This window comes from [Flexibacter] sp. ATCC 35208 (assembly GCF_001975825.1).
Taxonomy (GTDB): Bacteria; Bacteroidota; Bacteroidia; order Chitinophagales; family Chitinophagaceae; genus Chitinophaga.
Window position 1 is genome coordinate 106,269 of the sequence record NZ_MTKN01000007.1, and the last position, 15,445, is coordinate 121,713.

At 46.5% G+C, this 15,445-nt stretch carries 10 protein-coding genes; 3 read left to right on the forward strand and 7 right to left on the reverse strand.

Going from position 1 to position 15,445, the window contains the following annotated elements:
* Nucleotides 1-6 precede the first annotated feature (6 nt).
* From BW716_RS06970 to BW716_RS06985, 4 genes are all read right to left on the reverse strand, one after another.
* Nucleotides 7-3,222 carry a TonB-dependent receptor gene (locus BW716_RS06970; RefSeq protein ID WP_083721809.1) on the reverse strand — a complete coding sequence of 1,072 codons (3,216 nt, stop codon included), beginning with the start codon at nt 3,220-3,222 and terminating at the stop codon, nt 7-9.
* A gap of 120 nt (nt 3,223-3,342) precedes the next feature.
* On the reverse strand, nt 3,343-4,290 hold the full coding sequence (locus BW716_RS06975; protein WP_083721810.1) for a FecR family protein: 948 nt from the start codon (nt 4,288-4,290) through the stop codon (nt 3,343-3,345).
* Nucleotides 4,291-4,338: 48 nt separating this feature from the next.
* A complete protein-coding gene (locus tag BW716_RS06980; protein ID WP_083721811.1) occupies nt 4,339-4,935 on the reverse strand; it encodes an RNA polymerase sigma factor in 597 nt (198 codons plus the stop codon).
* Between the two features lie 702 nt (nt 4,936-5,637).
* On the reverse strand, nt 5,638-7,779 hold the full coding sequence (locus tag BW716_RS06985; protein ID WP_083721812.1) for a DUF6055 domain-containing protein: 2,142 nt from the start codon (nt 7,777-7,779) through the stop codon (nt 5,638-5,640).
* A 443-nt stretch (nt 7,780-8,222) separates the two neighbouring features.
* Between BW716_RS06985 and BW716_RS06990 the strand changes: the two genes are divergently transcribed.
* Genes BW716_RS06990 through BW716_RS07000 form a run of 3 tightly spaced genes read left to right on the forward strand, consistent with a single transcriptional unit; the run spans nt 8,223 to nt 11,558 of the window.
* On the forward strand, nt 8,223-9,659 hold the full coding sequence (locus BW716_RS06990; RefSeq protein WP_083721813.1) for a circularly permuted type 2 ATP-grasp protein: 1,437 nt from the start codon (nt 8,223-8,225) through the stop codon (nt 9,657-9,659).
* A gap of 10 nt (nt 9,660-9,669) precedes the next feature.
* Nucleotides 9,670-10,611 carry an alpha-E domain-containing protein gene (locus BW716_RS06995; RefSeq protein WP_083721814.1) on the forward strand — a complete coding sequence of 314 codons (942 nt, stop codon included), beginning with the start codon at nt 9,670-9,672 and terminating at the stop codon, nt 10,609-10,611.
* Between the two features lie 11 nt (nt 10,612-10,622).
* Nucleotides 10,623-11,558, forward strand: coding sequence for a transglutaminase family protein (locus tag BW716_RS07000; protein ID WP_083721815.1), 936 nt, complete (start codon nt 10,623-10,625; stop codon nt 11,556-11,558).
* A gap of 84 nt (nt 11,559-11,642) precedes the next feature.
* Here BW716_RS07000 and BW716_RS07005 read toward each other — a convergent pair whose 3' ends face one another.
* From BW716_RS07005 to BW716_RS07015, 3 genes are read right to left on the reverse strand one after another with little or no spacing between them, the layout of a single operon-like run.
* Nucleotides 11,643-13,052, reverse strand: coding sequence for an APC family permease (locus BW716_RS07005; protein WP_083721816.1), 1,410 nt, complete (start codon nt 13,050-13,052; stop codon nt 11,643-11,645).
* Nucleotides 13,053-13,061: 9 nt separating this feature from the next.
* Nucleotides 13,062-14,510: an aldehyde dehydrogenase (NADP(+)) gene (locus tag BW716_RS07010; protein ID WP_083721817.1), complete on the reverse strand. Its 1,449-nt coding sequence runs from the start codon at nt 14,508-14,510 to the stop codon at nt 13,062-13,064.
* 22 nt (nt 14,511-14,532) lie between these two features.
* Nucleotides 14,533-15,438 carry a dihydrodipicolinate synthase family protein gene (locus BW716_RS07015; RefSeq protein WP_179091021.1) on the reverse strand — a complete coding sequence of 302 codons (906 nt, stop codon included), beginning with the start codon at nt 15,436-15,438 and terminating at the stop codon, nt 14,533-14,535.
* Nucleotides 15,439-15,445 lie beyond the last annotated feature (7 nt).

The following is a 15,445-nucleotide window of genomic DNA, read 5'->3' on the forward strand; positions in this document are numbered from 1 at the left end:
CCGGAATTAGAAGTTTAACTTTAATGAACCCAGCCACTGACGTGGTGAAGAGTAAGTGGCATAAGAGATACCGCCGGTAGTGGCACCACCCTGTCCCTGTGCAGCACCACTGATGGTGGCTTCAGGATCAAAACTGGATGCACTGAAGTTCAGCGGATTCACAGCCATAAAGCCAATCACTACAGAACGTACCCTGTTGTTCAGCTTACTACCCTTCAGCGTATAGCTCATACCGATCGTCCTTACTTTGATAAAGTCCGTCTTTTCTACAAAGCGGTTTGTAAAGTTCAGCCAGTTAGTACGACCGTTCTTTGTAATCTCCGCCTGTGGAATACCTTCATTGGAAGCGCTGTAATAAAAGCGGAACTGACGGTCGAAAGAGTTGGCATAAGCCCCTTTCTGATAGTCAGCATTCGCAAATACTTCCAGGTCTTTAAAGCGGAAGTTCAGACCCATGCTACCAAACAGGTTAGGAATAGTCGTGCCCAGGTACTGCTGTGCGGTTGTAGAAGCGAGTGTACCATCGGCTGCAAATACACCTTTGTTCCCTCTCAGGTAACCAATAGCATATCCTTCCTGTACCACTGTCTGAATCGTTCTGGCACTAAAACCGTTGATGTTAAATGCAGCCACACCACCGCTGCTTTGCACCTTATTATACAGGGTATTCACAGATGCATTCAGGCGAAGGGAAGTATTCTTTGTCTCAATAGGTACTACCACAAAGTTGAATTCAAAACCACGGTTCAGGATCTTACCTACGTTGTAAAGCTGAGATTGTGTCTGTCCGCTCGAAGGCGTAGCAGGTACATAAAACAGGGCATTGTTCGTCAATGAATGATAATAACCTGCGGACAATAAGATCCGGTCATGCACAAAACCCAGGTCCAAAGCACCTTCTGTGGTCTGCGTCTTTTCAGGCTTCAGGTTATCATTACCCGGCTGACCAAAATACGCTGCCTGTTGATTTTGATAACCACTGAAAGCAATGGTACGCTGATTGGCAAAAGCAGTCGGCAGATTCCCGGCTACCCCAAAGCTTCCTCTCAGTTTCGCAGAAGAGATCACTTTGGAGACGGCGTCGAACCAGGGTTCTGCACCAGGTATATAGGACAATCCTACTTTAGGATAATATTGCACACCAATGTTTTTACCAAATGCAGGATTTCCATCACCTCTTACACCCATATCGAGAAAGAGTTTATTTTTAAAGCCCACATTCTCCTGCAGGTACATACCGTAGTTCACCACCTCTAAATAATATTCATCGCTGGTTTTGGTAGCGGCACCGGTTATGATCTGTGCACCATCACGGATATTACTACCTATATATTGGATCTGCTGATCTTCGTTGCGGAAGTACTGGCCACCGGCAGTGGTTACAAAGGAGAAGTCTCTCCACTTAGCCTGGTACTGGCCATTCAGTTCCAGGGTGATACCCATGTACTTTCTGTCCGTATTGCTCACGCTACCCTGATCTACCACATTTGCATTCGTGGTAACAGACAGGTATTGGTTTGTAGTGATCACCTGATTGCGCATCACACGATAATCAATACCACCCGTTGCTTTGAACACGAGGTTCTTAAGGGGAGAATATTTAAATACCTGTGAAGTCTGGAAACGGTTTACCTTAATACTGTTGTTCTGCAATTGTTCTGCTTCGTCTACATATGCTTTCATCTTCGCATAGGAAGCGGCAGACAATGTATCGATCACAGGACTGAACTTAGGACCGGTGATGGCGCTTGCACCACTCTCTGCAAACCATAATCCTGTATAGCCACCCTGGTTACCATTCCTGTTACGTTTGTAGTTATTATTGATATAGGTAAAGCTGCTTTCGTAAGTGACTTTCTTACCCAGTGCGGCACGGAAACCGCTGGAAAAGTCTACACGTTTGTTCCTGTTCTGGTCATAGATCTGTACACCCTGGCTATTCATATAGTTGCCGGAAAAACTGTACCCAAAGTTGTCCTTACCGCCATTGATCGCGAGGTGTTGTTTCTGATAAAAACCATTCTGGAACAGCAGATCTTTGGTACGTTTGAAGTGCAGGAAATCGGCGGTAGGTGTTTCAACCCCCATCTGTGTTTCGGCAGTCACGTCAGTTCTGTCAGAACCGCCTTTTTTTGTAAAGATCTGGATCACCCCATTTGCCGCATCAGAACCATACATTGTTGTAGCAGCACCACCGTTGATGTACTCGATCTTTTCAATATTGTCCATGGGAATGTCTGCGATAGAGCTCACAGCAGCACCGGTAGCAGACCCACCACCGAGTTTGGAAGCAGTATTCAGGTTATCCATTCTCACACCATCCACATAAATAATGGGTGTAGAGTTCACAAAGGCGGAATTTACACCTCTTGCACGGATGATGGAGGTAGCACCTGCCTGACCACCAGTAAGGCGGATCTGGGCATTTGGAAGACGTGACTGAAGGATCTGATCGATTCTACCGGAAGGTGCCTGATCCAGCTCCTTAGTACCAATAGACACGATGTTTGAGGAGAGTCTTCTCTTGGAGATATCCTGTCCCTGACCGGTCACCACGACTTCATCCAGCCCCATACGGTCGGCTTCCAGCTGGAAGTTAAGCGGGGCACCGGCTTTGTCGCGGGTCAGGTTGATTTCAATTTTCCTGTAGCCCAGGGAATAGATCACCAAAGTGATCTGCTCCTGATCCTGCGGAAAACGCAGGGAGAATTGACCATCCACACCGGTAGCGGTTCCTGAAGAAGTACCTTTTATGGCAATGCTCACGCCCGGCAGCATTTCGCCGGTGGTTTTATCACTTACTTTACCAGTGATGGTGATCTGTTGCATGAGCAGGTATTTCTCCGGGTAGGATACCTTGTTCAGCACGATATATTTCTCATTTACCTGACGGGCTACCACCGGGTAAATATTGAGGATGTCTTTGAGCACATCGCTCACTGACTTATTATTCGCGTGGTAGCTGATCCTGCTACTATCGGGAATATTGTCCTGGTTGTACCCGATCACAAAAGCAGATTGCTTTTCGATAAGGGCCAGCACTTCCTTAATAGGTCTGTTATCGACCTGGAGGCTGACTTTCACTTCGTGCATAGACTGGCCGGAGCCGGTGGCTGCAAAGGAAATGACCGAAGAAAAGAGTATCAGAAAGCTCGTTAGTCTCATTTTCAGGGTAAATAGCTTTTTAAACAGGTTGTAATAACCTGAGAAAATTTTTCGCATCTTTGATGTAGTTTTTAATGTGAGTTGAATCCGTTAAAAATGTGACGTACTGTTAGCAGTGCGTTATCCGCCGGGAGTGTTGCAACCACTTCCGGCTTTTTTCGTACTGCATACGCCTTTTTAATTTGTTTTTGGCACTTGAATGATCACCTGATCTGATTTAATTGTGTATGTAATACCGGTCAGGCCGGCGAGTACTTTCAGTACTTTAGTAAGCGGTTCCCGCGAGAAACTGATTTTGTAATGCCCACCGTTCTTACCTTCTCCATTCACGATGACAGGTATATTATATTGTCGTTGCAGCTCCTGCCCTATTTCTGCCATGCTGCTGTTATTGAAATGAAAGATGTTATTGCGCCATGCACCCGGCATACCGGCATCGGTGTCGGCAATGTCGGAGGTACCGGTTTCAATGTGATGGATGAGGGCTTTATTCGCCGTGAGACATTCGGCCATGACCTGATTGTTCACTTCATTGGAGATCCTCACCTTACCAGTACTTACACCAATAGCCCAGGTATCTTCTCCCGGCCAGGAGCGGATATTAAAGGAAGTACCCAATACAGTGGTCCGGATATGTCCGGCATGGATAATAAATGGATGTGTGGCATCGGTAGCAACGGTAAAAAACGCTTCACCGGTGAGGGTAATGGTACGGTCTTTCCTACCAAAATCACCGGGAATCACTAATGAGGTACCGGCATTCAACTGTACGACAGTACCATCGGGCAGGCGGATAGTTTTTCTGCTGCCAGCAGGTGTGCTTACCAATTGATCTGCATGAAGAAGGAGCGGTTTCTTTTTAGTGATAAAAAAAGAAAGCGTGGAACCCAGCAGAATGAATACTGCGGCAGCAGCGTACCAGTATAGTTTGCGCACACGTGCAGGTGGATTGATTTCCTGTAATACGTTGGAAATTATTTCATCCTTCAGGCGTGCTTTATCATTTGCAGATAAAGGTGTTTCATTAAAAGAGTCGTACCATGCTTCGACCTGTGCGGCTTCCGCAGGTGTAGCTTTGCCCTGCAGGTACCTGGATAAAAGGAATTTTAGCTGTTGATTGCTCATAACATACTATACATCTCTTCAGCAAAAAAGAAGTACCGGTGAAGTATGTTAAGGAATTATGAAGAGTATAATAAGGACGATACCGGCGATATCGTTTTGCTCTTTCAGGTAAGTGCGGAGGTAACGTAATGTGATGGAAATATTATTTTTCACGGTCTGTTCAGAGAGGGAAAGGCGCAGGGCAATTTCCCTGGTAGAGAGTTGCTGGTAGCGGCTCAGGCGATATGGCAGGCAAAGGCGGTCTGGCATGCGGTCCAGGGCTTCATTGACCTGTTGTTCCAGCTCTTTTGTTTCGAGTAGTTCGATGGCGGAAAAGGTGGTTTGCTGAGGGACGGTTTCTGCAAAAAATTCTTCATTATATATAGGAGTGTGCGGACGGCTGAAGTGATCAATAATGCAGTAACGGGCAGCGGTGAAGAGGTAGCTGCTAAGGCGACCGTTTTCGTCGGGGGTGATGGTGTCGCGTTTTTTCCAAATGGTGATGAAGATCTCCTGTAGGATGTCTTTTGTGTCGTCTTCCTGCTTCAGGCGGGCGTGAATATGGGCATACAGCTCTTCCCAATACCTGTTTACCAATGCAGCGAAGGCCTGCTGATCCCCAGTTTTAATGAATGCTAGTAGTTGGCTGTCCGGATACTTTTCCATATTAGGATACAAACATACTCACCGGATGTAAACTGAATATTAAGTTTAAAAAAGGCCCTCTGTAAAAACAGAGGGCCCCTTCATCTCAACATTCCATAGTATTTTTAAAAGGATTGATAGCGACTGCCTGCGATAGCGGTTCCGATTGGATTACCTGCGATAGCAGTTGTCAGTTCCGGATAGGATTACCTGCGATAGCAGCTGTCAGTTCCGATTGGATTACCTGCGATAGCAGTTGTCAGTTCCGGATAGGATTACCTGCGATAGCAGCTGTCAGTTCCGGATAGGATTACCGGCGATAGCGGTTCCGATTGGATTACCTGCGATAGCAGCTATCAGTTCCGGATAGAATTACCTGCGATAGCGGTTCCGATTGGATTACCGGCGATAGCAGCTGTCAGTTCCGGATAAGATTACCTGCGATAGCGGTTCCGATTGGATTACCGGCGATAGCAGTTGTCAGTTCCGGATAAGATTACCTGCGATAGCGGTTCCGATTGGATTACCGGCGATAGCGGTTGTCAGTTCCGGATAAGATTACCTGCGATAGCGGTTCCGATTGGATTCCCGACGAGAGTAGTCGTCAGTTACGACTACGTTTACCTGAGACAGCGGTTCGGATTGGATTACCAGCGATAGCGGTTGTCAGTTCCGGATAAGATTACCTGCGATAGCGGTTCCGATTGGATTACCTGCAGCAGGCTATTTAGTAATGACTAATTTTTTTGTATATGTCTGCACCCCACTCACCTTCAACACATACACACCGGGCGTCAATGCTTTGTTTATATTTATATTATTCTTTCCTTTCACTCCCTGGCGCAATACTTCTTTCCCCTGCGTATCATATATTGATATTATCAATGCTTCTTCACTATCAAAGTTGAGAAGACTTACATTAAACGAGGTAGCAGCAGGATTTGGATATATTATCACCTCTTTTGTAGCTATCTTTGTAGCAGCTGTGGCAGGGCATGCCACACTTCCTGTAAATGCCATCTGCGTATCTGTAAACCGGGTATAAGCACTGTTTACATCCGTATTAGAGGCATCACTGGCACCTTTGCCATCACAATCAGTACGGCCATTATTTGTATGTGGCACCTGCAAATACACACCCGCCGTACTACAACTTCCTATTTCCGCATCGCCACCAACGGTTACGCCTGTACCAAAGGTCACCCCCCATTCCATCGCATCGCCTTTTATAATCGCATTGTTGCTCACAGTACAATAACTTAACAACGCATTGTCCGTTACCTGCGCGGTACCGGAGTAAGTACCATACCATACATTTGCATTGCCATTGATCACCACACTACCAGATACTGCCGCACTTTCCACCCATGCAAAACCATCTATCCTGGCCGTACCGGAAATATTGCTGGTACCTAATACGATGGCATTAGGACCTACATAAGCCGTAGAAGCCACAGTTGCTGTATTCGCTACCCAGCCACCACCATTGGAGTGCGCATGTCCATTTGTTTTGTAAGCAGCGCGGAAGGTACTTTGATACCCTTCGGGTACTGCATTTGCAATACGCAGTTCATAAGGATAACGTTTGATCTTTGGCCATCCCGGCTCCCATACATAAGAAGTATGTGTAGTGGGTGCACCCATCACAACCAGGTACAATTTTGATTCATTGCTGTTGAGTTGAAAACTGATCTGGCTTTCATTGGCATTATTCAGGGTACCATAGCGGGAAATCGTGCCATCTGCCAATGCGGTGACAAATCCATACCGCCAGCCGGCAGTGCTGTTCACCTCAGTATGTCCTTTGAATTTTACGGTCACCAGTCCGGAACTACAGGTAGGATACAAAGGGATGATGTTATATCCATAATCCTGTGGTGCAAAAGCATCCGGTACCACATAACGACCGGTAGTGGCATTGATCTGAGTGAGAATAGTATTTAACCGCCATACATAATGCGGTTCACTGCTGATGAGTGCATCCCGCTGTGCACGGATAATACCGCCAAATCCATTCACCGTATAATCAGCCGTCGGTTCTCTTTTTACATATTCAAACATAAAGTCGTTCAGCTGTGATTGGGTCCATCCTTTTAAACGACGATAGGTGATTAAGGGATGTTCGTTGGCAACCGACTCTTTCCAGAGTCGATTGACCATGGAGATGCCATCGAGTTGCTGTATAGTAAATAATAAACGGAAGGCGTCATAGTGGTGACGGGTGGAGCTATAGTGAAACATGGCTGTTCCCATCCATCTGGGCATATCGTCTGATGCAAAGCGGGGATACATCTGGGTGCGCATAAAATTGGCATGTGTTTCCCAAAAGAACCCGGCAGGTTCATAATTGACATAACCACCACCGACGGTGTTTTCCTGGATGGAGATCATGCCCTGCAGGGAATGGGCGAGTTCATGGCTGATCACCCCTCCATCGCGGGTGGCATTGGGATGTACCCACATGGCCCCGATGGTGTTGTCGTAAGTACCGCCAAACGCCCAGCCGGTAGGACCATTGGTACCCCAGGTATCGTTCATCACGATAATGATCTTGTACTTCCCGAGGTTTTTAGTGGAGGTGTCAGTGCAGAACTTAATCTCGGAGATGTACTTCGTGTAAATCTTTTCCAGGGTGTCGCAAATGGACTGCGGGTTAAAGGCCAGGTTCGCATCGGAATAATTAGCAGGGTCAGTGCCTACTACACTACCCCAGAAGACAATGAAGTTCGTGGATTGATAAGACCGGGTGTACGACCAGGTATTCAGAGGGGCCGTTGAGAACTCGGTAGGTATAAATACCGACTTCTGGGCGGCAGCGATGCCTGTAATGAGCAGGCACCATACTAACAGTACATGTGTTTTCATGAATTGTGTTTTTTAATTGTAACTGGGTTTTAAGGAGTTATAGCATGAGGGTTTGCTATTGATAGGTTTTTCTAAAATTAGGAGAAATGAGGAGGGAGGGCGGTACGGATATTAACCCGTTCTGGTCCTATCATAACCATATCAAAGCTTCGATGCTCCTTCGATGCTCCTTCGATGCTTCTTCGATACTCCTTCGATATAACTTCGATACTAACGGTGCACTTACAGGGCACCAAAAGGGCACTTCATTATCCTCACGATATTATGGTGCCCTTATAATGTACTATTGGTAACGAAGCTGTAACGAAGCCACACTATAGCTTTAGCGGGGTTTGCCCGCTTTTCAACACACATTAAATAAAATTATATATACACATTTCCAAAAACAATCCTCCCATTTCATTATATTGTAAAAATCCAGCACCAAATTTTATCAATTACTTATGGGATTTTTGGACCAATATGACCTTCCACCCAACATTTGGGACGAGATGTACGATCACCAACAGATAAGGGAGCACTATCACAAAGTCTTTACTTCGCTGGAACAATTCGATGTCAGTGCTCTTCAGCAGAAAGACCGCCTTGCTGGTGAACTCTTTATGAATCAAGGCATTACATTCACAGTGTACAGTGACGATGCCGGTATTGAACGCATTTTCCCCTTCGATATCATTCCCCGCATCATAACCGGGAAGGAATGGGACCATATAGAATTGGGCATTCAACAGCGTTTAAAGGCCCTGAATCTCTTCTTAAAAGATATTTACAACGAACAACAGATTTTAAAAGACAAGGTCGTTCCTGCGTCTCTTATTGCCACCTGTCCACATTATACCAGAGAGGTATTTGGGATCAAAGTTCCCCATGACATCTATGTACATATTTCCGGAATAGACCTGATCAGGGGCGAGGATGGAAAGTTCTATGTACTGGAAGACAACCTCCGCACTCCTTCCGGGGTGAGCTATATGCTGGAAAACAGGGAGGTGACCAAAAGGATCTTCCCCGAAATGCTGGCATCCAGTCATGTGCGCAGGGTGAGTAACTACCCCCTCATGCTCCATGAGATCCTTTTACAAATGGGGCCGGCACAGATCTCTAACCCACGTGTGGTACTCCTCACACCCGGTATTTACAACTCTGCTTATTATGAACATGCTTTCCTGGCCCGAATGATGGGGATCACCCTCGTAGAAGGCAGGGACCTGGTCATCGATAATCATAAGGTATATATGAAAACCACGGAAGGCCTGGAACAGGTACATGTGATCTATCGCCGGATAGACGATGAATACCTGGACCCACTGGCGTTTAAGCCGGATAGTGCACTGGGAATTCCGGGGTTAATGAATGCTTACCGCATGGGCAATGTGGCGATTGTGAATGCCATCGGGAACGGTGTAGCCGATGACAAAGCAGTGTACGCCTATGTACCGGCCATGATCCGGTATTACCTGAATGAAGAACCCATTTTGCCCAATGTACCGACTTACGAATTGAGTGATCCGGAACAGCGCAAACATGTTTTTGAACATATAGGGCAAATGGTGATCAAGCGTACCAATCAGTCAGGTGGATATGGCATGGTGATGGGTAATAAAGTGACTCCTGAAGAATGGGTGAAGGCCAAAGCCACTATTGAAGCAGATCCTCGTAGCTTTATTGCACAACCGATTATCAAACTTTCTACAGTTCCTTGTTTTATTGACGGCACTTTTCAGGCCAGGCATGTAGACTTACGCCCTTATGCATTATGTGGACCCCAGGGGGTACAGATCGTACCCGGTGGACTCACAAGGGTGGCCTTACGCAAAGACTCCCTGATTGTGAACTCTTCACAGGGCGGGGGTAGTAAAGATACATGGGTTATTGATTAAAATTATTTTCATGCTAAGTAGGATTGCGGATTCACTATTCTGGCTGGCCCGTTATATGGAAAGGGCCGAAGGTTTACTAAGAGTTACCTCTACACATTATCTCCTTTCTCTCGACAAAGATGTAAATGGTGCGCTCACCTGGCAATCGGTACTTGAGACCTTCACCACCGCTACACCAGCAGAGATTGAAGCGACAAAAGATCAAACTGCGGATGCGTTGAAACTGTTGCTCACCAGCAACAGCAACTCCAATTCATTGAAAGTGATCATCAGCAAGGCAAGGGAGAATGCGAGAGGTATACAGGATTATATTACCAAAGAAGTATGGGAGGAAGTAAATTCCTTTTATCACCTCATCAATCAGCCTACGCTCGATAAACGGTTAGCCAGCTATGAAGCAGCAGATATGCTGGACATGTTCACAAGACATAGTGTCTTGTATACAGGCATTACTGATATCACCATGGCACGGGGCACGGGCTGGGCGTTTATGAATCTTGGAAAATACATTGAACGGTGTTTTGAGACGATCGTGCTGACAAATAAACACTACCAGATCAATCATTACAAGATCCATGAAAGCAAGGACATCATGCAATGGCGACAATTGCTCATGTCCCTTTCCGGATATGAACTACATTTGAAGACATACAGGTCTTCTGCGGATAATCACGATGTATTGCACCAGGTATTGTTCAACGAAGACTTCCCGCATTCGGTAGTGTATTCCTTAGGACGCATTGACCGGCATTTGCAGGATGTAACAAAGCGCAATTTCTCGGAAGAAAACGCTGCATTGATGCGTTGTTTCGGACGATTGTACAGTAAGGTAAAACATACTGACCTCGAAACACTGAACAATCATACCTTACATCCTTATATGGAAGACCTGCGGGGCGAAGTACAGCACTTTACCAGAATGCTGGGTCAACAATTTTTTTCTTACGCATAAGTGTTTGCTATATGCCTATTTTCAGAATTCATCATATTACAAGGTACGAATACGAAAGACCGGTCAAAGAAAGTGTGAACGAGATCAAGATCTTCCCTTCACAGTGTCCGGGACAGGAAGTTTTGCAGCATGATCTGTCTATTACCGGGCATCCGGATGTACAGACATTTACGGATTACTTTGGGAATAAGACCGGCGGGTTCAACATACTGGCTGCACACAAGTTGCTCAAGATAGAAAGCAAATTACTGGTAAGGACTACCGCTACTTCGCAATTGCAGTTGAATTTCCATTCAGGGTTTGAGCAATTGAAAGATGAGGTACTGGGAGATTTACAATTGCTAGAGATGGCAAGGACTGCGTCTATTGAGGCACAGGATGTGATCAACGATATCCAGAAATCGATCTTTGCCCAGGGAAAAAGTGTAGCGGCAGTAACAGAACATTGTAGTGAATATATCTTCAGACATTTCAAATACATCAAAGGGATTACAAATATCGAAACCACGGTTGATGAAATTTTGCACCACAAGGCAGGTGTGTGCCAGGATTTTGCACACCTGATGCTGCAGATATTGAGAAGTTGCCAGATCCCATGCAGGTATGTGAGCGGGTATATTTGTCCGAATAAGGATGGATTAAGAGGTGAAGGAGCTACGCATGCGTGGGTAGAGGTATATATACCCGGAACAGGATGGGCGGGGATTGATCCGACCAATAATGTATGGGTAACCAATAAGCATGTGAAATTAGCGGTGGGCAGGGATTTTAGAGATTGTACACCTGTAAAGGGAACTTTTAAAGGACCAGCTAAACAGCAGCTATCTGTATTTGTGGCTGTGGGGTATGAAGATGGGTATGTATTTGAGGAGTTGAATAATGTACATCTACAGGACCAACAGGAGCATACGCAGAAGGAAGAAAGCGAAGGCGCAGGCCAACAGTAGTTTTTCTTTGCATTACTCACGCTGCGAAATAAATTGCATTTACATTCGCCGGCCGCCAGCCAGCAATAAAAAAAATGGCGCTTGCTAAGCAAGCGCCATTTTTTTAGTTCCAAAAAGATAATACGCAGGAATCCCCAACAACACAATCAACAATCCCGGCCAGGTATTCTCCCACTTATACACCAGCAATGACAAACAAATAATCGTCGCTGCTATAATATACATCATAGGAATAAACGGATACCCAAACGCCTTATACGGCCTTTCCATTTCCGGCCTTGTACGCCTCAACCTGAATATCCCCGCTATCGTAAGAATATAAAAGATCAACACCACAAAGATCACATAATCCAGCAGCTGCCCATACCGCCCACTCAAACACAATAAGGAAGCCCATATACATTGACTCCACAACGCCTTCCCCGGCACCGCATTCTTATTCAACAACCCCATTTGCTTAAAAAACAACCCATCCTTTGCCATGGTAAAACACACCCTCGCTCCTGACAATATCAACCCATTCACACACCCAAACGTAGACACCATCAGCAACACAGCTATAATCACCGTACCATTATTTCCAAAGATGCGTACGGCCGCCGCCACCCCTACCCGATCATTCTCTGCAAATGCAATTTCGCGCAAAGGCAGTACTGCCAGGTAAATCAGGTTAGTGGCAATGTAAATCATCGTGACCAGCAATGTACCAAAGAACAAACTGCGCCCGATATTCTTCTCAGGTTTTTTAATCTCCCCAGCTATAAAGGTCACATTATTCCAGCTATCACTACTAAACAACCCGCCTACCATACTCGCCGCTATGGCTCCCAACACCGCAAATCCGGAATAAGACACCAGCTGCGCAGGCTCCAGCTTATTAAACCCAAACCCGCTCTGCCAGTTCGCATCCCACACCTGCTTATTCGCCGCAAAGCAGCCAAATACGATCAGTGCCAGCAATGCGACGATCTTTGTCAATGTAAAGATCGTTTGAATTAACTTCCCCTCTCTCACCCCCCGCGTATTCACAAAGGTGAGAAAGATGATCAGCAGAATAGACGTGACCTGTGCAGCCGAGATTTTTACAAACCCCAGATCTGCCAGTATATGCGTCTCACTCAATATGGGAAACCGAAAGGCTGTGAACCTTGCAAACGCTACACCTACTGCTGCAATCGTACCCGCCTGTATCACTGTAAAGAAACTCCATCCGAACAGGAACCCTGTCAGGTCATTGAAAGCTTCTTTCAGGTATACATACTGTCCGCCAGCATGAGGAAACATTGCACTGAGCTCACCATAACTCACAGCCGCCGTAATGGTGAGTACCGCTGTAATAACCCATATCAGTATCAGCCAGCCGGCCGAACCTACATTGCGGGTGATATCGGCACTCACGAGAAAGATCCCGGAGCCGATCATGGATCCTGCTACGATCATTGTAGCATCGAGCAGGCCAAATGAACGTTTAAATGATTTTGGTTGATCTGACATAGGTGTTTTTTATCTGGTAAATTCGTTATCGACCAGTCTCCATATTCCTAACGGGTTTGATTTTTTTAATGCATCGGGCAACATGCTATCTGAAAAGTTCTGAAAACATACAGGTCTTACCCAGCGGCGAATGGCACTGGTACCCACACTGGTAAAGCGACTATCTGTCGTAGCCGGATAAGGGCCCCCATGCACCATTGCAGCACATACTTCCACGCCGGTAGGGGCATTGTTCAATATTATCCTGCCTGCTAAAGTGGCCTGCAATGCAATCAGTGATTTGTAAATAGTCGTATCCTTATCTGTACCGACCACTGTAGTGGTGAGTTGTCCTTTCAGGCTTCTCAGTACTTTCCCCAGTTCTTCTTCATCGGCACAGGATACCAGTAATGAATACGGGCCAAAGAGTTCTTCTGCCAGGTGAGGGTTTTGTAAAAACTCAGCCCCCGTCGTGCGCGCTACGGCAGGCCAGGCTTCTGTTTCAGCAGGTTCGGCTGTTTGTCCGACCAGCGTAACCGCGTCCAGTGAGAGTACGCTGGCACGTCCTTTTACATAGGCCGCATGGATACCTGCGTGCAACATCTTTGCAGGTGAACTGGCAGCTATTGCACCGCCTAACATATGTGCGAAGTTGTCCAATGCATCGCTTTGTATACCGAGCAACAAACCGGGGTTGGTACAAAACTGTCCCATACCGAGGGTAATACTTGCAGCAAAGGTTTGTGCCAGTTGTGGTCCCTGTGTGAGCAATGCATCCTGGTAGAATACAACAGGGTTCACACTGCCCATTTCTGCAAAGACAGGGATGGGGGTTTCCCTTTGTGCAGCGTATTGTAATAACGCTTTACCTCCATTGAAAGAACCGGTGAATGCCACACCGGTGGTAGCAGGATCCATGACCAATGCCTTGCCTGTTTCATAGCCTTCGTCGGCTACATGCTGCACGGTATGCGCAGGGAGGTCTGTCTTTTCAATGGCACTGGCAATGGCCTGGTAGGCCAGTAAAGAAGTGCGTGGATGTGCAGGATGACCTTTCACAACCACGGTTGCACCGGCGGCGAGGGCACTGGCGGTATCACCACCGGCAGTAGAAAATGCAAAAGGGAAATTGCTGGCGCCGAATACGACTACAGGGCCTATAGGCAATAACATCCTGCGCAGATCGGGTCTGGCAGGGGTATTTTCTGGTCTGGCAGAATCGATGACAGCTTCTACCCAGCTACCTTCTTTGATCAGGTCAGCAAATAATTTTAACTGATTGGTGGTGCGGGTCAGTTCACCATTGAGACGGGCAGCAGGCAGATTGGTTTCTTCGCCGGCTGTCTCAACCATGATTGTTCTTTGCGCTTCCAGCTCAGTAGCGATGGTTTCCAGTAATGCAGCACGTACAGCAGGGGTCACCTGTCTGTACGTTTCAAAGGCCTGTGCGGACTGCTGCATGATCTTTTGTATCTGCATGCGATGTGATTATATTGAAATGTTAATATACGGGCAACTTCGGTTTGTTGGCCAGCGCGGTATTGATCACAGAGAGAATTTTTTCTCTTTCCGTTCCTTCCAATGGCAGGCGGGGTGCCCTGACTGTTTCGGAACCCAGACCTACCAGTTGCTCAGCCAGTTTAATATACTGCACTAATTTAGGGTGTAAATCCAATTCAAGCAAAGGCAGGAACCAGCGATAGATAGCGAGGGCTTCCTGTATCCTGCCAGCTTTGGTGAGGCGGTATATTGCCACCGTCTCTTCAGGGAAGGCACATACCAGTCCTCCTACCCAACCATCGGCACCCAGCATGATCTCTTCCATAGCTAACGTATCTACCCCACAGAGTATTTTGAAGCGATCGCCAAACCGATTGATCATACGGGTCACATTAGAGACGTCTCTGGTAGATTCTTTAACAGCCTGTACGTTCGGAAATGCGCTTAATTGTTCAAAAATATCAAGGGTTACTTCGATCTTATAATCAACGGGATTGTTATAGATCATGATCGGCAGGTCAGTGGATGCGGCTACGGTTTTGAAGTAAGTAGCGGTTTCTTTTTCATCGCTTTTATAACGCATGGGTGGCAGCAGCATCAGGCCTTTTGCACCCCATTTAGCAGCTGCTGCTGCCTGCTTTACGGCATCGGCGGTAGCGCCTTCTGCAATGTTGAGTACCACCGGGATCTTTCCCTGCACCTTTTCAACTGCATATTTTGTGAGGGTTTCTTTTTCAGCGATGCTGATGGTACTGGCCTCACCCAGTGAACCACCGAGGATCACGCCGTCAATTCCGGCTGCTACCTGTGCATCCAGATTTTTGCCAAACAGAGATAGGTCAAGTTCATCTGATGGTGTAAACTTGGTGGTAAATGCAGGAAATATTCCTTTCCATTCAATAGCCATAGACTGT